The organism is Acinetobacter sp., from assembly GCF_041919735.1.
Taxonomy (GTDB): Bacteria; Pseudomonadota; Gammaproteobacteria; order Pseudomonadales; family Moraxellaceae; genus Acinetobacter.
This window is the reverse complement of the sequence record NZ_JAYRTF010000016.1, coordinates 21,125-37,863: the sequence shown is the minus strand read 5'-3', so window position 1 is coordinate 37,863 and position 16,739 is coordinate 21,125. Positions and strand designations below refer to the sequence as shown.

Below are 16,739 nucleotides of genomic sequence, written 5' to 3'. Positions count from 1 at the left end.
TCAGGCGGATTGCCTGCTTTTACGCATTATAGCAGTCTAAATTGGTATTTTAGACGGTAAATTCAGAATATTTTTGACAGAATGTTGAAATAATAAGCAGGAATGACTTGGCGGAAATTTTGATGGATTATTCACAAATATATGAAATTTATATCATTATTTAACAATAATTAATTTTCATATATTGGCTTACAATTATTTTTTTGCGTCTAGAATTGAACTGATTTAATCTGCGCTCACTCAAAGGTGAGTTTTTCGTATGATTTCATGGTTTTTCATTGGTTTAGTCGTCACTATTCTTCTGACGCCCGGCCCGACCAATACCTTGCTGGCATCATCTGGCATACAGGTAGGTGTACGCAAATCTTTCCGCCTTATTCCCGCAGAAGCTTTTGGCTATTTAATCTCAATTACGCTTTGGGGGTTCCTGATTGGCAAAATTTCAGTGCATATGCCTTTGCTTCCGCCTATTTTGAAACTGTTCAGCGCTGGGTATATTTTGTTTTTAGCCGTCCGTTTGTGGAAAACTGCCGGCGCTGCCGAAGAATACAACCAAGCGACCATTGGCCCGGGCCAGCTGTTTGCGGCAACGCTGCTGAATCCTAAAGCGTTGCTGTTTGCATCAGCTATTTTCCCGGCCATTGCATGGGTGGACAGCCAATATTACGTGGCGCATATGATGGTATTTTTATTGCTGATCATTCCAATCGCATTTTTATGGACGTTGATCGGCTCTATTTTATCAGCCAATAAAATCAGCTGGCTGAATCAGTGCAATTTGCAGAAAACTGCTTCTCTTGTTTTAATGTGCTTTTCCATTCCGCTCAGCTATACCGCGATTTTAAAAGCAATCACCCTCTGAGACCGTCAGCGTGCCCTGATGCAGAATATTCTGTCTGGAGGGATATGCAGAAATCAAAAACACCGGAAAAGTGCCAAATCCGCAGGCATTGCCTGTGGCTTATTTTCATTGCTGCCGATTTCAGTTAAAGTACCACGCAATAATTGAATTAACGCTTTTTGGATAGAAATACATGGCTATTAAGTCTGATCGTTGGATTCGCGAAATGAGCGAAAAACACGGCATGATTGAACCGTATGCAGAGAACCAAGTCCGTTTTGATGAAAATGGCGAAAAGCTGATTTCTTATGGCGTATCAAGCTACGGCTATGATGTACGCTGCGCGCGTGAATTCAAGGTCTTCACCAATGTGCATTCTGCAATTGTTGATCCAAAAAACTTTGATGATAAAAGCTTTATTGATATTGAATCCGATGTGTGCATTATCCCGCCAAACTCATTCGCTTTGGCGCGCACTGTCGAATATTTCCGCATTCCGCGCAATGTGCTGACGGTATGCCTAGGCAAATCGACCTATGCGCGCTGCGGCATCATTGTGAATGTGACGCCGCTGGAGCCGGAATGGGAAGGCCATGTCACTTTGGAATTTTCAAATACCACTAATTTGCCAGCGCGTATTTATGCTGGTGAGGGTGTTGCGCAAATGCTGTTCTTCGAATCTGATGAAGTGTGTGAAACCTCTTATAAAGACCGCGGCGGCAAATACCAAGGTCAAACAGGTGTAACATTGCCGAAAGCTTAATAGGTTTTAAGTTTTTGAATAAGCAGGATATTTATCCTGCTTATTTTTTTTGTAATTCATTCATCGGAAAGCGGAGTGTTTCGGCCGGATTATTTTGCAATTGCGCAATAATTCCGCATAATAAAAAGTTAGAGCAGCTTGGCATAGCCCATCATGGATACGATGGCATAAAACGAATTAAAGTGCCGGGAAAAGGAATAAATATAAGAAAGATGCAGCGCATCTGAATAAGGAAGGTCGAGATGACTGGTGTTAATAAAATTTTCACATTCCGCCAGAATTGCGTGGCCGTAGCTGTAGCTATGCTTTTGACGCAATCCGTATACGCACTTCAGGATTTATCTGATTCTGTGCTTTCAGCAACGACCGGTGAAGGCGTTGCGTTGCTGCCTGAAAACTTCAAGATGGTGTTTCAGGGGCCGAATGATGTTTCGGCCGCTTCCAGCTATGGTGCTTTAACAGATCCAGTGAAGCTGCTTGAAGCTTCAAAAAAAGATACAGGCTTTATCCGTATTATTCCGCGCGGCGGCAACTATGAGAAGCTATTTGAACAAAGCCGGCAAGCGGTATATGACAATATTTATTTTCAAAAATATAGCACAGTTGTACCCAGCTATTATCAGAAATATTATACAGATGTAAAAAATGCTGAATACAGCAAGGTCTATAATGACGCAGCTCTCAGAAAAGATATAAAAAGTGGCTACAGCGCAACTTATAAAGAAAGCTTTGATAGCCAAAAAGTCGAAGAATATGCAGCCCAAACTTATTATGTAAGTCGCTATAATACTTTGTATCAAGATAAATACAACAGCTATAACTGGTGCTTCCATACAAGCAGTTTAGTTTGTATGAATAAAGAGGAAACTCAAGCATGGGCACATGAGGCAGTACGTGCTGAAATTCGAACCAGTAAAGCAGCAGAGATAACAGCTTATACTGATGGGTTGCTGGAAAGCAAAACAGATGCTGAAATGGATTTGCGAGCAATACGTGCCGCAAAGTTGAAAGCACAGGCATCTTATGCAGAAAAAGAAGCTGAGTTGAAAGCATCAGCACTTGCAGATGCAGCGAATGCATTGAATACCACAGATCATGTGGCTGCGTTAAAAGCATCTAGAACCAAGGCTGATATATTTATCTATGGTTTGGCCTTATCTAAAAGCAATGGCAATATGAATCAGCGATACAGTAATCAAGGAATTAACTGGGGTTCAGCAGCCAATCCATGGTTATTGCGCTCAGGTACAGCAGCCGATATACAGCAATTTACTGGCTCTAATAAAGATAAAGTTGCCTATATCGCACTTGAAGCGCCCCTAGCGCAGGTTGGCGGAAATAGCGTGGAAGATAAAATTAAACTCGGTTTTTGGATGGATATTTTTTCACGTTCGCTGGATTCAAGTAGTGAAGTAGATATTGTTACTGGCGCGCCAACGAGCGGTTTGGACAAAGAATACCGTTTACGCACTCAGCTTGTGGCGAATGGCTTAAGTATTGATGGATCACAAGTCCGATTATTTCAAACACAATCATCCAGTTTGGCACAGCAAAATCAGACTCTAGGTATGGCATCCATTATTCGTCTGAATACCAATGATAATCCTGCAACGCTTAAAGATACTGATACTGATTTAGATGCAAGAGGTATTCGTATCAGTACTGCTCCTAAAACAGATACAGATGATGGAACAGCAGCTACACCGGCATTGGATGGCAGTAATGCGCCGCTATTTAATGCTGTTGAGGGTTTATATCTTTACAGTGCAAATATGAATTTAGTCCTGGGAAATATGTATCAGCCTTTTATTATCGGTTCTGAGGGCAATAATATTATTCTGGAAGTAACGCATATTCCTAATGTACCTGAAATTTATTCTAAAATTTATACTTGGTATAAAGATACAGATCCAAATCCGACCTTTAATACTGGGACAAACTTAACAACAGCTTCTTTCAAAGGTTCAACTTGTAATGTTGCATATTGCGGTTCTAATACATCTATGGTAACTGCAGGTGGCGCATCGGTAAATTATCAAGGAACAAATGCAACGCATAGCAGTATTTCTGTCGGCAGCGTAACGCTGGATCCAGCGACAAATATGCTCAAAGCAAATCGTGATGCAAGTGCAACTGGTGTGGTATTTAAAAATGTTTCAGGTTCTGTAGTTAATATGGGTTCTGCTGTCATTGATGGCGTGCTGATTCAGCATTTGAAAATAAAAACAACAGGACTATAAGGAGCAGATGATAATGAGTAAATTATCAATAAGTGCATTATTGTTCACTGCGAGTATCAGCCATGCAGAACTCTCTAGTTTGAACCAGCAAGAAATGCAGCAAACAAGCGGCCAGGGAGGGGCGGATTTAAGCTTGACGATGTCATTAAACCATCGTTATGCCAATGATATGAGTTTAACTGATATTTCTGAGCGGAATGCGGATGGTAAGGTAATCAATGCTTACTATGGGTATAACTGTGTGCAGGATATACAGTGCCGTTTCGCTTTTTCTCCCAATAATCATAAAGATGGTGATAATCAAAAATGGCTGGTTTTTAAGCAAATTCAGGGGACAGTGCAAATTGATAAATTTTCATTGGCTGGTACCACAATTCAAAATAAGGATGGTAATCCGCAGACTGCAATGAACCTTTCTTTTTTTGATGATAAGCCTCTAAAAATTAGAAATCTGGGCTTTGATAACCTTTCTGTTGAAACTGATGATTCAAATGTTAAAGGTTATCTGCAGAGCAGTGTTTACAGTCAATATAAAGCATATTCTGTAGATGCTAATGGTAAAAAAACGACATTTTTAACAGACGTTCCAGCTTTTGATAAAGGGACTGAAACAGGATTTATGGGATTGAATATGCATGGCAATTTGCATATGAATGGAGATTTAAAGATTTTCAGTTATAACTGTACTGGCGCTTCAGGCAGCCGCTGTTGATCTTTATAATTTCAAAAAGGATGTTGATATGCGTAAAATTACAAAATTAAATTTGTTGGCTGTATGCATCTGTATTGCAAATCAAAGCTATGCATTAGAAGCGCTGAATGATCAAAATTTAGAACAAGTGACCGGGCAAGATGGAATCACGATTACTCATGAAGTGTCGCGGGTAAATATTGATCAAGCTAACTGGATTGATTACTCCGGGGTAGGAACCAATCCCATAAAATTAGGCTTGCATGATGTAAATATTCAGGCGGCGCAAGGCAATGCCAGTATTAAATCTCAAGTCGATTTAGATGTAGGGGCTACCACGACGGAAACAGGGGCGAAAGGTGCGGGTATTCAATTAAGCGCTAGCGTTTCACCATTTACAGCAACTGCTGCAAAGATCATGCTGATGTGTGAACCCCATTGCGCTGCTGGTGAGGTGAATCAGAATTTAGGTTCTTTGAGTCTTTCGACGATTTCACCTTTAAAAGTTTATCTAGCAACCACCAATGGGTTATTTAACCGTGATGATATTGCGCATTTCAGCTTTAGTCTGCAAAACGCAAGCATTGGCTATGGTCAAAATGGCCAAGCAGTAACAGCTAAAGATTTTAACTTTAATTTTGCGGCAGATGGCTATATGTATGTGGATTCATCTGAAGGAATGGTTTTGACGACCAAGTCTAGAGATGGAAAAACAGATCACGTTGTCACTTTAGGAAGGGTTGAGGATAAAACTGATGTTCATGGCAGCCGTAACGGTATAGCAACCAATCCAGGAGTGAATATTGATTTCCGTTATGGATCCGAGGGATCAAATCAAGGTAATTTGATCCGAATGGGTGCATCTGGAGAATTAACCAACGCAAAAATATTCCTGAACTCGAATCAAACCGGCGTTGCGCAATTTACGCAAGTCAATCGCGGCAGCGGAAATGCGGCCGAGACCATGGCGACAGCAGTCACTGGCTATGATTTTAAAAATGCAGGCGGTTTGCATTTTGGCCTGTCGGCAGATTTTTTGCATGCAGGTTCAAATCCAACAATATTCGAACTTGGACATACCGGTACAGGCAGTTATGCAATCGAGTTTTCGAACTTAACACGGTTAAATGTGCGAACTAGCAATGACCCTGCTGCGCCAGTAAACCTGCAAAATGCATATCTGGATTTAGGTGATATTTATCTTAATAACATACGTTCTAACTCTCTAAGTTTTGTGGTTAATGAACAAATAAAAAATGTATTGGGCGCAGCAACAGCGGAGCAAATTTATAATCCATCACCAACTGCCAATGCGCAAAATATGGTTTTAGCTGCAATCCGCGGGATGGATTTTCAGGCATTGGCACGTAAAGCGCGCTTTATTTCAGATAACTCAATTGCAGACATCAATGCCGGCGCTAAGCAAGCTTCAACATGGGGTTTGGGCATACCGATTTATAATTTAAATGCGAATGTGGCGCTTTATTCAAAAGATTATATAAATAAAAGCGGAACCGCGAAAATGGGCCTTGGCTATGATTTGGCAATGTCAACCGATGGCTACGGTATCGACACGAAAACAGGCACCCCAAACACAACGTCCATCATTATCATTGATGGCGCGGAAGGCAGCCATGGTGAAGAAGTCAATTACTATGCCGGTTTAAGAAATATTGATTCATATATTAAATCAAAAGGAGTTATCGGTTTTGAAGAGAATGAGATCTATGTAAAGGCGGACAGCTTGCTGATGGCTGCACAGGCGGAAGTGGCAATTGGACAGTTGCCAGGCTCTTTATATAACTGTACTGCCGGCCAGACACAGTGCGCTAAAAAAGTTGTTCCAATTGATAATTTCTCTAAGAAAGATGATGTCTTAACAACAATCGCTTTCAAATTAGATGGTAAAGGTGAAATCTTTATAATTCCAGGTTTAGAAAGTGAAAATGGAACACCAGATACTAACTTCCTATCCTTAAAAGCAAATTTTCAATTTAACCCTTTAACAGGTAATGAACGCGGCAGCTATATTAGTTTAATTAATGATGATGTTAGTAAAACTGGTGAATCTACTCAATCCAGTATTAATTTAAATAAGATTCAAGGTGATATTGCTTTAGAATCGCGGATTCATATGCAAAAAGATACCGTGGTTCTAGATAATCAAATTAAATTTAATCGTTTAGGCACTACAGCTAGTTTAGGTAAACCATTTACCGCTGAATTGGCAATTGCACCAGTGGGGACAATGCAGAAAATTGCCGATATAGCGATACCAGGCGGTGTGATGCGCAGTTCATTAGGGATTACCCCTCGATAAATCTTAAAATGCATTCAAGAATAAAAATAGGGACAAGGAAGATGAAAAAGAGAGTTATTGTTGCCATGATAAGCAGCCTGTGGATCACAGGCCATAGCGCTAGCTTTAAACCTTTAAATGATGAAGAAATGTCAAAAATTGACGGTCAGGCACTATTGAATTTTTCCAAAGATAATTATGTCTATACCAATACTAAGAATCAGAAGGTCGAGTTCTTTAAGCTTGGCTTAGATGCTGAAATGGAGTTGAATACCAATATTAAAACGCTGCAGTTGGGTTGTGGCGGAGACAATGGTGCAAAAAAATGTGATATTGATATTTCAAATTTAGCTTTGAGCGGATTGCCAGATAGTTACGGTGCCGATGGCCGTGCATCAAGCAGTGCTAAAATTACCAATCCATTTGTCGAGTTTGCAATAAAAAATGAAGGTCAAGCTTCAACACGGGAAGTGGTTGGTTTTCGTTTAGGCGCTGCTCAAATTTTAGGTTTACTCACAGCAGGTACAGAGAATACTAGCAATCCAAGCGACGGTATTCAGTCATTCTCCGGATATATGAAAATGGCAGCGACTCAAGGTGATGTGAATACCAAGAAAAGTACCTTTGGTGATAGTACGACTGAAGAAATTAAAGGTAATTTAACTGCATCAATTTTAGGGATGGAATTTCCGCGCCAATTCAAGAGTGACTCGACAAGTTCTGATAATAAAGGGATTACAGTACCTAGCATTAACGTAAAATTTAATATGCCGGAAACGACAATTTCAGGTTCCCGCATGACTGTTGCAAAAGTGACCGGAATCACTGCAAATATTGAATCTATCCCATTGGCTGGAAGCTCGAATATGACTCCAGAGCAAAAAGCGCAATTTGCGAATGATCAGCTTTTAGTGACTTTTGATCCAATTTTAGGGTTGGCAAAAAAAGCTATTTTTAAAATGGGCGAGGGTTCAAAAATTCAAAACTTAAATATGGAGATTGCTTTCTTGCAATCGTTAAGTATGGTGCATAATATTCCTTTGACTGGTACTGGTGGTTATTTATCACTGCAAAGTGATACTGTAAAGTGGGCGGGAACCGAAGCAGAGGATACGGCACTGAAAGGATGGTGGATGTCATTTAATAATCCGATCCAACTCGGATATTTGCAGGCAAAAGAAGAGGTTGATATTTCTGCTGTTTTACCGCAAGTAGCCAACTTAGTATCAGATTTTTTGTTGGATGAAAAAAATAGAATACAAACAAGCACATCAGAATCATTAGGTACGTTGTTAAATACACCAGTCACTAAAGTGTTGAATATTGACTTAAATACATATACGACGGCTCTGCCTGCGACAATTTCTTTAAGTTCTCAAATTTTAAATAATCAATATGTCACTCCAAATTGCTTCGGCGGTCTCAAATTCTGCTAAATGGATCAGTATAAAAAATCCCGCACTAAGCGGGATTTTTTGATCTTAATTCAAACTTATTTTGCAATTTTAGCCAGCAATTCTTCTTTAGAAATATTCACAGATTCAGCATCGCGGCGGCCTTTATATTCAAAAGTACCTGCGTCCAGGCCTTTTTCACCAATCACAATGCGGTGCGGAATACCGGTAATTTCTAAGTCAGAGAATTTAACCCCAGGGCGCTCATCACGGTCATCTAAAATCACGTCATAACCTGCAGCTTGCAATTCAGCATATAGCGCTTCGGCGGCTTCTAAAGTGCGCGGAGATTTATGCGCATTCATTGGCACAATTGCAACTTCAAACGGAGCAATCGCTTCCGGCCAGATGATGCCTTTATCATCAAAGTTCTGTTCAATTGCAGAAGCGACCACACGCGTCACACCAATACCGTAGCAGCCCATGGTTACAACCAGCGGTTTGCCGTCTTTGCCGAGGACTTTGCAGCCCAAAGCTTCAGAGTATTTTTGACCCAATTGGAAAATGTGGCCAACTTCAATACCGCGTTTGATTTGCAGTGTGCCTTTACCGTCTGGAGATGGATCACCTTCAACGACATTGCGCAGGTCATAAACTTCAGTGAATTGTGCATCACGTTCCCAGTTTACGCCAACCGCATGTTTATCGACTTGGTTTGCGCCTGCCACAAAGTCAGACAGCACAGAAGCAGCACGGTCAACAATTACTGTGATGCCTTTTTCAACTAAGCCTTGCGGACCGCAGAAACCAGCGGTTAAGCCAAGTTTAGCCAATTGCGCTTCAGTCGCAAAAGCCAGCGGAGCTGCAATTAAAGGATGCTTTTCAGCTTTAATTTCATTCAGCTCGTGATCACCGCGAAGGAATAAAGCAACCACTGGAGCGGCTTTGCCTTCTTCAGCTACGCCTTGCACCAGCAAAGCTTTAACAGATTGAGCAGGATCTGATTTTAAAAATTCTGAAACATCAGCAATGGTTTTTTGATTTGGTGTATCGATAATTTCCAAAGCTTTAGCAGGAGCAGTACGTTCACCCACAAGAACAGCTTCAGCCATTTCGACATTGGCTGCATAATCTGACTCAGTTGAGAAAGCAATATCGTCTTCACCGCTAGAGGCTAAAACGTGGAATTCATGCGAACCCGAACCGCCGATTGAGCCTGTATCCGCTTGCACTGGACGGAAGTTCAGACCAAGACGGGTGAAAATTTTGCAATATGCTTCATACATATTGTCATAGGTTTCTTGCAGTGATGCTTGATCCACATGGAAAGAATAGGCATCTTTCATGATGAATTCGCGTGAACGCATCACGCCAAAACGCGGACGGATTTCATCGCGGAATTTGGTTTGCACTTGGTAGAAGTTTGCAGGCAATTGCTTGTAGCTTTTTAATTCATTGCGCGCAAGGTCAGTGATCACTTCTTCGTGTGTAGGCCCTAGCACAAAGTCATTGCTGTGGCGGTCTTTGAAACGTAAAAGTTCAGGGCCATACTGTACATAGCGGCCAGATTCTTCCCAAAGAGACGCTGGCTGAGTCACCGGCATCAAGACTTGCAGTGAGCCGGCGCGGTCCATTTCTTCACGCACAATCGCTTCCACTTTATTTAATACGCGAACGCCCATCGGCAGCCAAGTGTATAAACCTGAAGCCAATTTACGAATCATCCCAGCACGAAGCATCAGCTGATGTGAAATAACTTCAGCATCGTTTGGGGTTTCTCTCAACGTTGCAAATAAAAAGCGACTCGCGCGCATGGAAACTGTCCTAAAAAATTAAGCGTTAAAGCAGAGATTATACAATAAAAATGAGGCGCGCATTTCTGAATGTCGCCTCATCGGCATTTTGCCATGAAAAGAGCGCTAAAAGTTCAGCATGAAAATTCACGAGATGACTTTTTTTAGCTGACGCATCATGAAATTTTTAAAGTCATCTAAATAGGTGAAGATTACCGGAACCACCACCAGCGTCAGCAGGGTAGAGGTAATCACTCCGCCAATCACGGCATGCGCCATGGGCGCGCTTTGCTCACCGCCTTCACCAAGGCCTAAGGCCAGCGGCACCATGCCCATCACCATCGCGCTGGTGGTCATAAGAATCGGGCGCAGCCGCGTTTTGCCGGCAGTGATGATCGCATCATATCGGGAGCTGCCTTTATCCATTGATTTTTTAATAAAATCAATCAATAGAATCGCATTTTTGGTCACCAAGCCCATCAGCATGATAATCCCGATAATGGAGAATAAGTTCATGGTGGAATTAAACAGGAATAGCGCCAAAAAAACACCAATCAGTGACAGCGGCAAAGAGGCCATAATGGCTGCGGGATGAATAAAGCTGTTGAACTGCGAGCCGAGCACAATATAAATAAAGACGATGGAGAGGGTGATCGCCGTCAGCGCATAGCCTGCAGATTCCGCCATGTCTTTATTGGCGCCTTGCGTGGCAAAGCGGTAGCCTGGCGGCAAATCAAAATGGTCTTCAATCTTTTTAATGTCCGCGCCAATATCGCCCGCAGGGCGGCCCGCCGTATTGGCTTCAACCAAAACTTCCCGGGCCAGGTCGCGGCGGTTGATTTGCGAAGCGCCCAGCGTTTCTTGAAAGCTGGCCACAGACGCCAGCGGCACTAAAATCGGCAAACTGCTGGCATCGGTTTTTTGCGAAGTGATATACATGTTCTGCACATCGCTCGGCAGCCGGCGGCGGTCTTCATTCAGGCGCAAATTGACATCGTAAGTTTCCCCTTGTTCATCTTTCCATGTGGTGATGTTGTCACCGGCAATCAGCGGGCGCACCACATTGGCAATCTGATTTACGGACAGTCCTAAATCGCTGGCCAGCACACGGTTGATGTGGACGCCCAGAGTCGGTTTCGGTTCTTTAAGCGAACTTTCCAAATCGACAATGCCGTTGACTTTGGATACTTCCGCCATAAAACGGTCAGAGATTTTCTGCAGTTCATTTAAGTCTGGTCCTTTGATGGAAATCATCACCGGTTTTTGCCCGCCGGACACGGTTTCATCTGCAGACGCGACAGAGGTGATGGTGATGCCGGCAACTGACTGCAAGCGGCGGCGAAATTCATTGTTCAAATCGGTCAGTGTTTCTTTGCGCTCAGTCCGCGGCGTCACGGTAATGCGGATGCTGACATGGTTTTTGCCGCGGTCAGAAACGCTGTTAATCGCGCCGTATGTGGCTCGGACTTGCGGGTTTTGACGGATAATCGCATCGACCTGTCTCAGCTTGGCTTGTGAGTATTCCAAAGTAGCATCGACTGGGGTTTCAAATTTGATGCGGATTTCACCCTTATCCGGCACAGGGACAAACTCAGTGCCAATCAATTTGGATAGGCCCAATGCGCCAAAAAGGGATGCTACCGCAATTAAAAGCGTGATAAAGCGAAAGCGCAGCGCCAGCTTCAGCAGTTTTTCGTAGTGATGGCTTAAATTATCCAGCTTGTCTGAAATCCAGTTCAGGACCCTTTTGACTGCACCGGGCTTTTTATTCGGGTTTTTCTTTTCGGCCCAATGTGCGGAAAGCATCGGATCAAGGGTAAAGCTGACAAACATGGAAATCAGCACAGCGGCGCTGACGGTGACGCCAAATTGATAGAAGAAACGGCCGATAATGCCGCCCATAAAAGCCACCGGCAAAAAGACAGCCACAATCGTCAGGGTCGTCGCCAAGACCGCAAGGCTAATTTCCTTGGTGCCGTCCAGAGCTGCGGTCACATGGTCTTTGCCCATATCGGCATGGCGCACGATATTTTCCCGCACCACGATGGCATCATCAATCAGCAGGCCAATACTCAGTGACAGCGCCAGCAGGGTCATCATATTGATGGTAAAGCCGAAAGCCCAAATGAAGGTCAAGGTGCCCAGCAGCGCAATCGGCAAGGTCATGCCAGTAATGGCCGTCGAACGGAAAGAGCCTAAAAACAGCAGGACAATCAAAATGGCCAGCACAGCGCCTTCAATGATGGTGCGGGCAACATCTTGAATGCTGCCGCGGATGCCTTTAGAGGAATCCACCACGATTTCTGCCGTGGTGCCTTGCGGCAGCTGGGTGCTGATTTCCTCCAGCATCTTGCGGGTATTGTCGGTGACTTCAATCACGTTGGAGTCTGAACTGCGCAGAATGTCCATGGCAACAGCGGTTTTGCCATTCAAGTAAGCGCTGGACTCCATTTCAGCTTGGCTGTCTGCAATGTGTGCCACTTGCTTTAAGAAAATCGGCGCACCATTTTTATTGGCAATCACCAAGTCGCCAAAGGCTTGCGGATGAATGACGCGCGATTTGATTTCAACGACCAGTTCAGATGCCGGCTGCTTCAGCGTTCCGCCGGGCACCTCAATATTTTCAGCTTTTAAGGTGTTTAACACCTGATCAATGCCGATGCCGAAGCTCTGCAGTTTTTGCGGATCGACTTGAATGCGGATCTGGCGCTGCGCATCCCCCAGCAGGTTGACCGTGCCGACACCGGAAACCGTGCGAAGCTGCGGCACAATGCGCTGCTCTAAATAGGAGCTTAAATCGCGCAAATCCATGGTTTGGGATTCGAACACAATTGACATCACGGGGCTGGCGGTCGGATCATAGCGCTCGACAATAGGATCTTCAACTTCATCGCGGAATTGCGCGCTGACGGGCGCAATCTTGTCGCGGATATCCTGCGCAGCGACCGAGGAGGGGACATCCAGATTAAATTCAGCAATAATCGTCGACAGCCCTTCACTGGACTGAGAAATGACCTGTTTTAAACCGGAAATGGTATTGATCTGATCTTCCATTTTTTTGGTAATTTCAGATTCAACCGATTCAGGTGATGCGCCAGGATAGCTGGTGTAGATGACCACGAATGGAAAGTCGACGTCCGGAAATTCTTCAACCCCCATGCGCTGCCAGGACGCCAAGCCCAGCACCATGAGGCAGAACATCATCATGATGGTGAAAACGGGGTACTTGACGCTAATTCGGGTAAACCACATAACCGCTATCCTGCTTTTTTTATTTATTCTCGATTGATGCTGACAGGGCGCTGAATATCGTCTTCAGTAAATTTAACGCGGCTGATCAGGTCGCTGTTCTGCAGTCCTTGCACTACAGCGCTATTGTCACTGTAGCGCTGTTCTAAAATGTTCAGGTTCACGCGGAGGATTTTTTGATTGCGCACCACCCAGACATACGGTTTGCTGTCTATGTTTTGAATGGTATCGAGCGGAATAATCTGACCGGAAATGGCATTGGAAGCTAAAATAGATCCCTCAACAAAAGCGCCGATGCTCAAAGAATTAATACGTTCAGAAGGCTGCGCAAAAAATTCAATTTGGCGGCTGGCCGGGTCGGCAATAGGGGAGATCCGTGAAAGTGAGGCGGTCAGCGTATTGGGGTTGCCCTGAATGCGGTATTCAATGTTTTGGCCGATTTTCAAGGCCGACTGCATATCGCTTGGCAGCTGCGCTTGAATTTCCAAATGGTTTGGATCGACAATTTCAAACAGGGTGGCGCCGGCTGCAACGGTTTGCCCAGGTTCGACTTGGCGTTTGGTGATCACGCCGCTGATCGGGCTGTAAATCGTACCGTCCTGATCGGCTTTACGGGCAATATCTACACTGGATTGCTGCACATTGACATTTTCCAGCTGCGCTTGATAGTCAACTCGGCTTTGTTCAAATTCAACTTGAGAAATAAAGCCTTGATTCAGCAGGCGCTGCTTGCGCTGCATCATCAGTTTGGCCTGATTGGCCTGCGCTTGCGCTGAAGCTAAATTAGCTTGCGATTGCGCTAAACGGGCGGCATTGTCCTGATTGTTCAAGCGTACCAGCACTTGGCCTTTCGTGACCGATTGGCCAACTTGGGCGCTGACGGATGTTGCTGTGGCCGTCACTTGCGCTTGAATGCTGCTTTGATTGACTGCACGGATCGTGCCGGTAAAGTCTGTTTTGCTGATGGATTCGCCATGCTTTACTGAGGTTAAATCTTGCTGAATGAGTTCAATTTTTTTTACGCTTTCCGCAGGCTGTGCGGTGTTTTCTTTTTGGCATGCGGCAAGCGTGGCGCTAAGGCAAAGCAGGCTGATTTTAAAAAGCTGGGCAGGGTTTTTTCCGTAAAATCGGGCAAGAGATTGCATAATCGTCCTTTGTATTCAGCTGTCAACCATAGCGCTTGAATCTTCTATAGCGTTATTCCATAGCTTTTAAACGCGCAATAATTCTGTCGTATTCTGCTGCCGTATTTCGATAGCTTGTTTGTAAAGATTGAATGGATTCTTTTTTCGCCACAATGTTTTTTTGATTATTCGAGAGTGTCGTTTTTAATTGCGCAGGCACAGCTTCGCCTTTGCGGAAATGCTCACGTTCCTGACGGATAAATAAAATACGGTCATTCTGCAGCTGTTTTAACTGTTCTTGCTGAAAGACCAGCTGTTTGTTGATTTGCTGCAGCGCATCTTTCTTTTTCAGCATTGCGGTATTGCTGGTGCCGTAGGCGCGTTTCAGCTTGCTGTCGGAATCGTGAAGTTGGGCTTGAGCTGCGCGCTGCGGCGCTTGCTTCATGTCTGCTTCGACATTGTAAGGCTGATTACGTTTAATTACTTGCATATTCTGATCAAGCGCTTCATATCCGTAGCGGATGTGATTGGGGGTGACATTGGTGCTGATGTTCGCAACGCCTCTGCTGTCATAATAGCGGTACCAGGCTGCTTTAGACTGCTGAGCCGGGGCTGCTGCAAAGACAGCATTTGATAATAAGCAGGCGATTAAAATTATTTTTTTAGACATGCTTTTATATTCAATGAAAGTAAGTTTTTGTCAGAAACTGACTCAACATTGGACTCCCCAGTTTAAAGTTGACTAAATTACTTATTTTAAAGTAATAAAATGTTATATTAGTCCTAATCGCTAGAATTAAAAACTATTCTCAGATAAAAAAAATTTTCCAGTCATCTGAAAGTGTGAATAGGTTGTTGTTATTGGGGCTTACTGTGCATTCGAGCAGAAATTGTTCATTGAAAATGCAAGTAAACATATGTTAAAAATGTTAATAACTTGTAAAAATATAGCTGCTGATAAAATTGGCAAGCACATATAAATGGTAGGGTCATTAAAATGGACGAAAAATTCCAAAATTTAAAAGTCATGGTGATTGATGATTCAAAGACCATCCGCCGTACAGCAGAAACGTTGCTGCAGCGTGAAGGGTGTGAAGTTGTCACAGCAGTAGACGGTTTTGAAGCATTGTCAAAAATTGCTGAAGCAAACCCTGATATTGTTTTTGTGGACATCATGATGCCGCGCCTTGACGGTTACCAAACCTGCGCATTAATTAAAAACTCGCAAAATTATCAAAATATTCCAGTCGTCATGCTTTCAAGTAAAGACGGCTTGTTTGACCAGGCAAAAGGACGTGTCGTGGGTTCAGATGAATATTTGACAAAACCATTCAGCAAGGATGAATTGCTGAATGCTATCCGTAATCACGTAACTGTATAATTAAGATTTATTTTAGGGGAATGGAATGGCGCGTATTCTAATCGTGGACGATTCACCGACAGAAACTTTCCGTTTTAAAGAAATACTGAGCAAGCACGGCTTTGAAGTGATTGAAGCTTCAAACGGTGCAGATGGTGTCACTATGGCGGAAGCGGAATTGCCAGATTTAGTGCTGATGGATGTGGTTATGCCAGGCGTAAACGGTTTTCAGGCAACCCGCCAAATTTCACGTGGCGCGACGACAAAGCACATTCCTATCGTTATTGTCAGCACTAAAGATCAGGCAACAGACCGCGTATGGGGCAAACGCCAAGGCGCATCTGATTATCTGACTAAGCCTGTTGATGAACAGCAATTAATTGATGTGATTAAGCACCACCTCAATGCAGGGTAAAGCTCTATGGCAGCGAATGGATTTATCGAATTACTTCGAATTGCAAAACGTGGCAATAAAAACTACGTTTCGACTGAAAACGAAGTAAACCGATGGTCAGGCATTGCTTTTGAGATGATGGGGCAATATTTTGTTGCCCCTTTGGGTGAAGTATCTGAAGTGATTTATCCGCCTAAATGCACCCCAGTGCCGAATACGCAGTCTTGGGTGCAGGGGCTGGCGAATATCCGGGGACGCTTATTGTCTGTGTCTGATTTGGCGCAGTACATTACGGGGCAAAGAAGCAGTTACTCACCGACTCAAAAAGTTTTGTGCATCAGTCATAATGACCATTATGTCGGTTTAGTCGTCGATCAGGTTTTGGGGATCCAGCATTTTAATAAGAAAAGTTACTTTTCTGCAGGCACTGAATTAGACAGCAATCTACAGGAATATTGCAAAGGCTATTTCCACCAGCACAATCAGCAGTGGCATGTCTTCTTATTCAGCAGCTTGATGCAAAATCCTAAATATATGAACGCATCAATAAAATTTATAAATTAATTGTCGCACCTAAACAGGTAGGCTGAA

General features: G+C 43.6%; 13 protein-coding genes. 9 read left to right on the top strand and 4 right to left on the bottom strand.

The annotated features are described in order from the left end of the window. Positions 1-259: 259 nt before the first annotated feature. The 6 genes from ACE3T3_RS10555 (at position 260) to ACE3T3_RS10530 (ending at position 8,270) form a co-directional block, all read left to right on the top strand. Complete coding sequence (locus ACE3T3_RS10555) at positions 260-862, top strand: LysE family translocator (RefSeq protein WP_374666678.1); 603 nt, start codon at positions 260-262, stop codon at positions 860-862. Positions 863-1,034: 172 nt separating this feature from the next. After that, entirely contained in the window at positions 1,035-1,604 is a 570-nt protein-coding gene (dcd, locus tag ACE3T3_RS10550) for a dCTP deaminase (protein ID WP_065993652.1), read from the top strand. Positions 1,605-1,846: 242 nt separating this feature from the next. Next, positions 1,847-3,844 carry a hypothetical protein gene (locus ACE3T3_RS10545; protein ID WP_374666676.1) on the top strand — a complete coding sequence of 666 codons (1,998 nt, stop codon included), beginning with the start codon at positions 1,847-1,849 and terminating at the stop codon, positions 3,842-3,844. A gap of 10 nt (positions 3,845-3,854) precedes the next feature. Further along, positions 3,855-4,556, top strand: a complete 702-nt coding sequence (locus ACE3T3_RS10540; RefSeq protein WP_374666752.1) for a hypothetical protein — start codon at positions 3,855-3,857, stop codon at positions 4,554-4,556. Positions 4,557-4,584: 28 nt separating this feature from the next. Then, positions 4,585-6,855 carry a DUF6160 family protein gene (locus ACE3T3_RS10535; RefSeq protein ID WP_374666674.1) on the top strand — a complete coding sequence of 757 codons (2,271 nt, stop codon included), beginning with the start codon at positions 4,585-4,587 and terminating at the stop codon, positions 6,853-6,855. 41 nt (positions 6,856-6,896) lie between these two features. After that, positions 6,897-8,270 carry a hypothetical protein gene (locus ACE3T3_RS10530; RefSeq protein WP_374666672.1) on the top strand — a complete coding sequence of 458 codons (1,374 nt, stop codon included), beginning with the start codon at positions 6,897-6,899 and terminating at the stop codon, positions 8,268-8,270. Positions 8,271-8,326: 56 nt separating this feature from the next. Here the strand turns inward: ACE3T3_RS10530 and ACE3T3_RS10525 are convergent, their stop codons facing one another. The 4 genes from ACE3T3_RS10525 to ACE3T3_RS10510 form a co-directional block, all read right to left on the bottom strand. After that, positions 8,327-10,042: a proline--tRNA ligase gene (locus ACE3T3_RS10525; protein ID WP_374666670.1), complete on the bottom strand. Its 1,716-nt coding sequence runs from the start codon at positions 10,040-10,042 to the stop codon at positions 8,327-8,329. Between the two features lie 126 nt (positions 10,043-10,168). After that, on the bottom strand, positions 10,169-13,273 hold the full coding sequence (locus tag ACE3T3_RS10520; RefSeq protein ID WP_374666668.1) for an efflux RND transporter permease subunit: 3,105 nt from the start codon (positions 13,271-13,273) through the stop codon (positions 10,169-10,171). Positions 13,274-13,296: 23 nt separating this feature from the next. After that, positions 13,297-14,415 carry an efflux RND transporter periplasmic adaptor subunit gene (locus tag ACE3T3_RS10515; protein ID WP_374666666.1) on the bottom strand — a complete coding sequence of 373 codons (1,119 nt, stop codon included), beginning with the start codon at positions 14,413-14,415 and terminating at the stop codon, positions 13,297-13,299. Between the two features lie 52 nt (positions 14,416-14,467). After that, entirely contained in the window at positions 14,468-15,064 is a 597-nt protein-coding gene (locus ACE3T3_RS10510; protein ID WP_374666664.1) for a hypothetical protein, read from the bottom strand. Positions 15,065-15,391: 327 nt separating this feature from the next. Between ACE3T3_RS10510 and pilG the strand changes: the two genes are divergently transcribed. From pilG to ACE3T3_RS10495, 3 genes are read left to right on the top strand one after another with little or no spacing between them, the layout of a single operon-like run. Continuing rightward, the gene (gene pilG, locus ACE3T3_RS10505; RefSeq protein ID WP_086212611.1) at positions 15,392-15,775 is read left to right on the top strand and encodes a twitching motility response regulator PilG; all 384 of its coding nucleotides are present in this window, start codon (positions 15,392-15,394) and stop codon (positions 15,773-15,775) included. A gap of 25 nt (positions 15,776-15,800) precedes the next feature. Continuing rightward, entirely contained in the window at positions 15,801-16,169 is a 369-nt protein-coding gene (locus ACE3T3_RS10500) for a PleD family two-component system response regulator (protein WP_374666662.1), read from the top strand. A 6-nt stretch (positions 16,170-16,175) separates the two neighbouring features. Then, entirely contained in the window at positions 16,176-16,712 is a 537-nt protein-coding gene (locus ACE3T3_RS10495) for a chemotaxis protein CheW (protein WP_374666660.1), read from the top strand. Positions 16,713-16,739 lie beyond the last annotated feature (27 nt).

Bases quoted from the DNA above. Each gene is read 5' to 3' on its own strand.
- ACE3T3_RS10555 (WP_374666678.1), top strand. From the start codon at position 260: ATGATTTCATGGTTTTTCATTGGTTTAGTCGTCACTATTCTTCTGACG.
- dcd (WP_065993652.1), top strand. From the start codon at position 1,035: ATGGCTATTAAGTCTGATCGTTGGATTCGCGAAATGAGCGAAAAACAC.
- ACE3T3_RS10545 (WP_374666676.1), top strand. From the start codon at position 1,847: ATGACTGGTGTTAATAAAATTTTCACATTCCGCCAGAATTGCGTGGCC.
- ACE3T3_RS10535 (WP_374666674.1), top strand. From the start codon at position 4,585: ATGCGTAAAATTACAAAATTAAATTTGTTGGCTGTATGCATCTGTATT.
- ACE3T3_RS10530 (WP_374666672.1), top strand. From the start codon at position 6,897: ATGAAAAAGAGAGTTATTGTTGCCATGATAAGCAGCCTGTGGATCACA.
- ACE3T3_RS10525 (WP_374666670.1), bottom strand. From the start codon at position 10,042: ATGCGCGCGAGTCGCTTTTTATTTGCAACGTTGAGAGAAACCCCAAAC.
- ACE3T3_RS10520 (WP_374666668.1), bottom strand. From the start codon at position 13,273: ATGTGGTTTACCCGAATTAGCGTCAAGTACCCCGTTTTCACCATCATG.
- ACE3T3_RS10515 (WP_374666666.1), bottom strand. From the start codon at position 14,415: ATGCAATCTCTTGCCCGATTTTACGGAAAAAACCCTGCCCAGCTTTTT.
- ACE3T3_RS10510 (WP_374666664.1), bottom strand. From the start codon at position 15,064: ATGTCTAAAAAAATAATTTTAATCGCCTGCTTATTATCAAATGCTGTC.
- pilG (WP_086212611.1), top strand. From the start codon at position 15,392: ATGGACGAAAAATTCCAAAATTTAAAAGTCATGGTGATTGATGATTCA.
- ACE3T3_RS10500 (WP_374666662.1), top strand. From the start codon at position 15,801: ATGGCGCGTATTCTAATCGTGGACGATTCACCGACAGAAACTTTCCGT.
- ACE3T3_RS10495 (WP_374666660.1), top strand. From the start codon at position 16,176: ATGGCAGCGAATGGATTTATCGAATTACTTCGAATTGCAAAACGTGGC.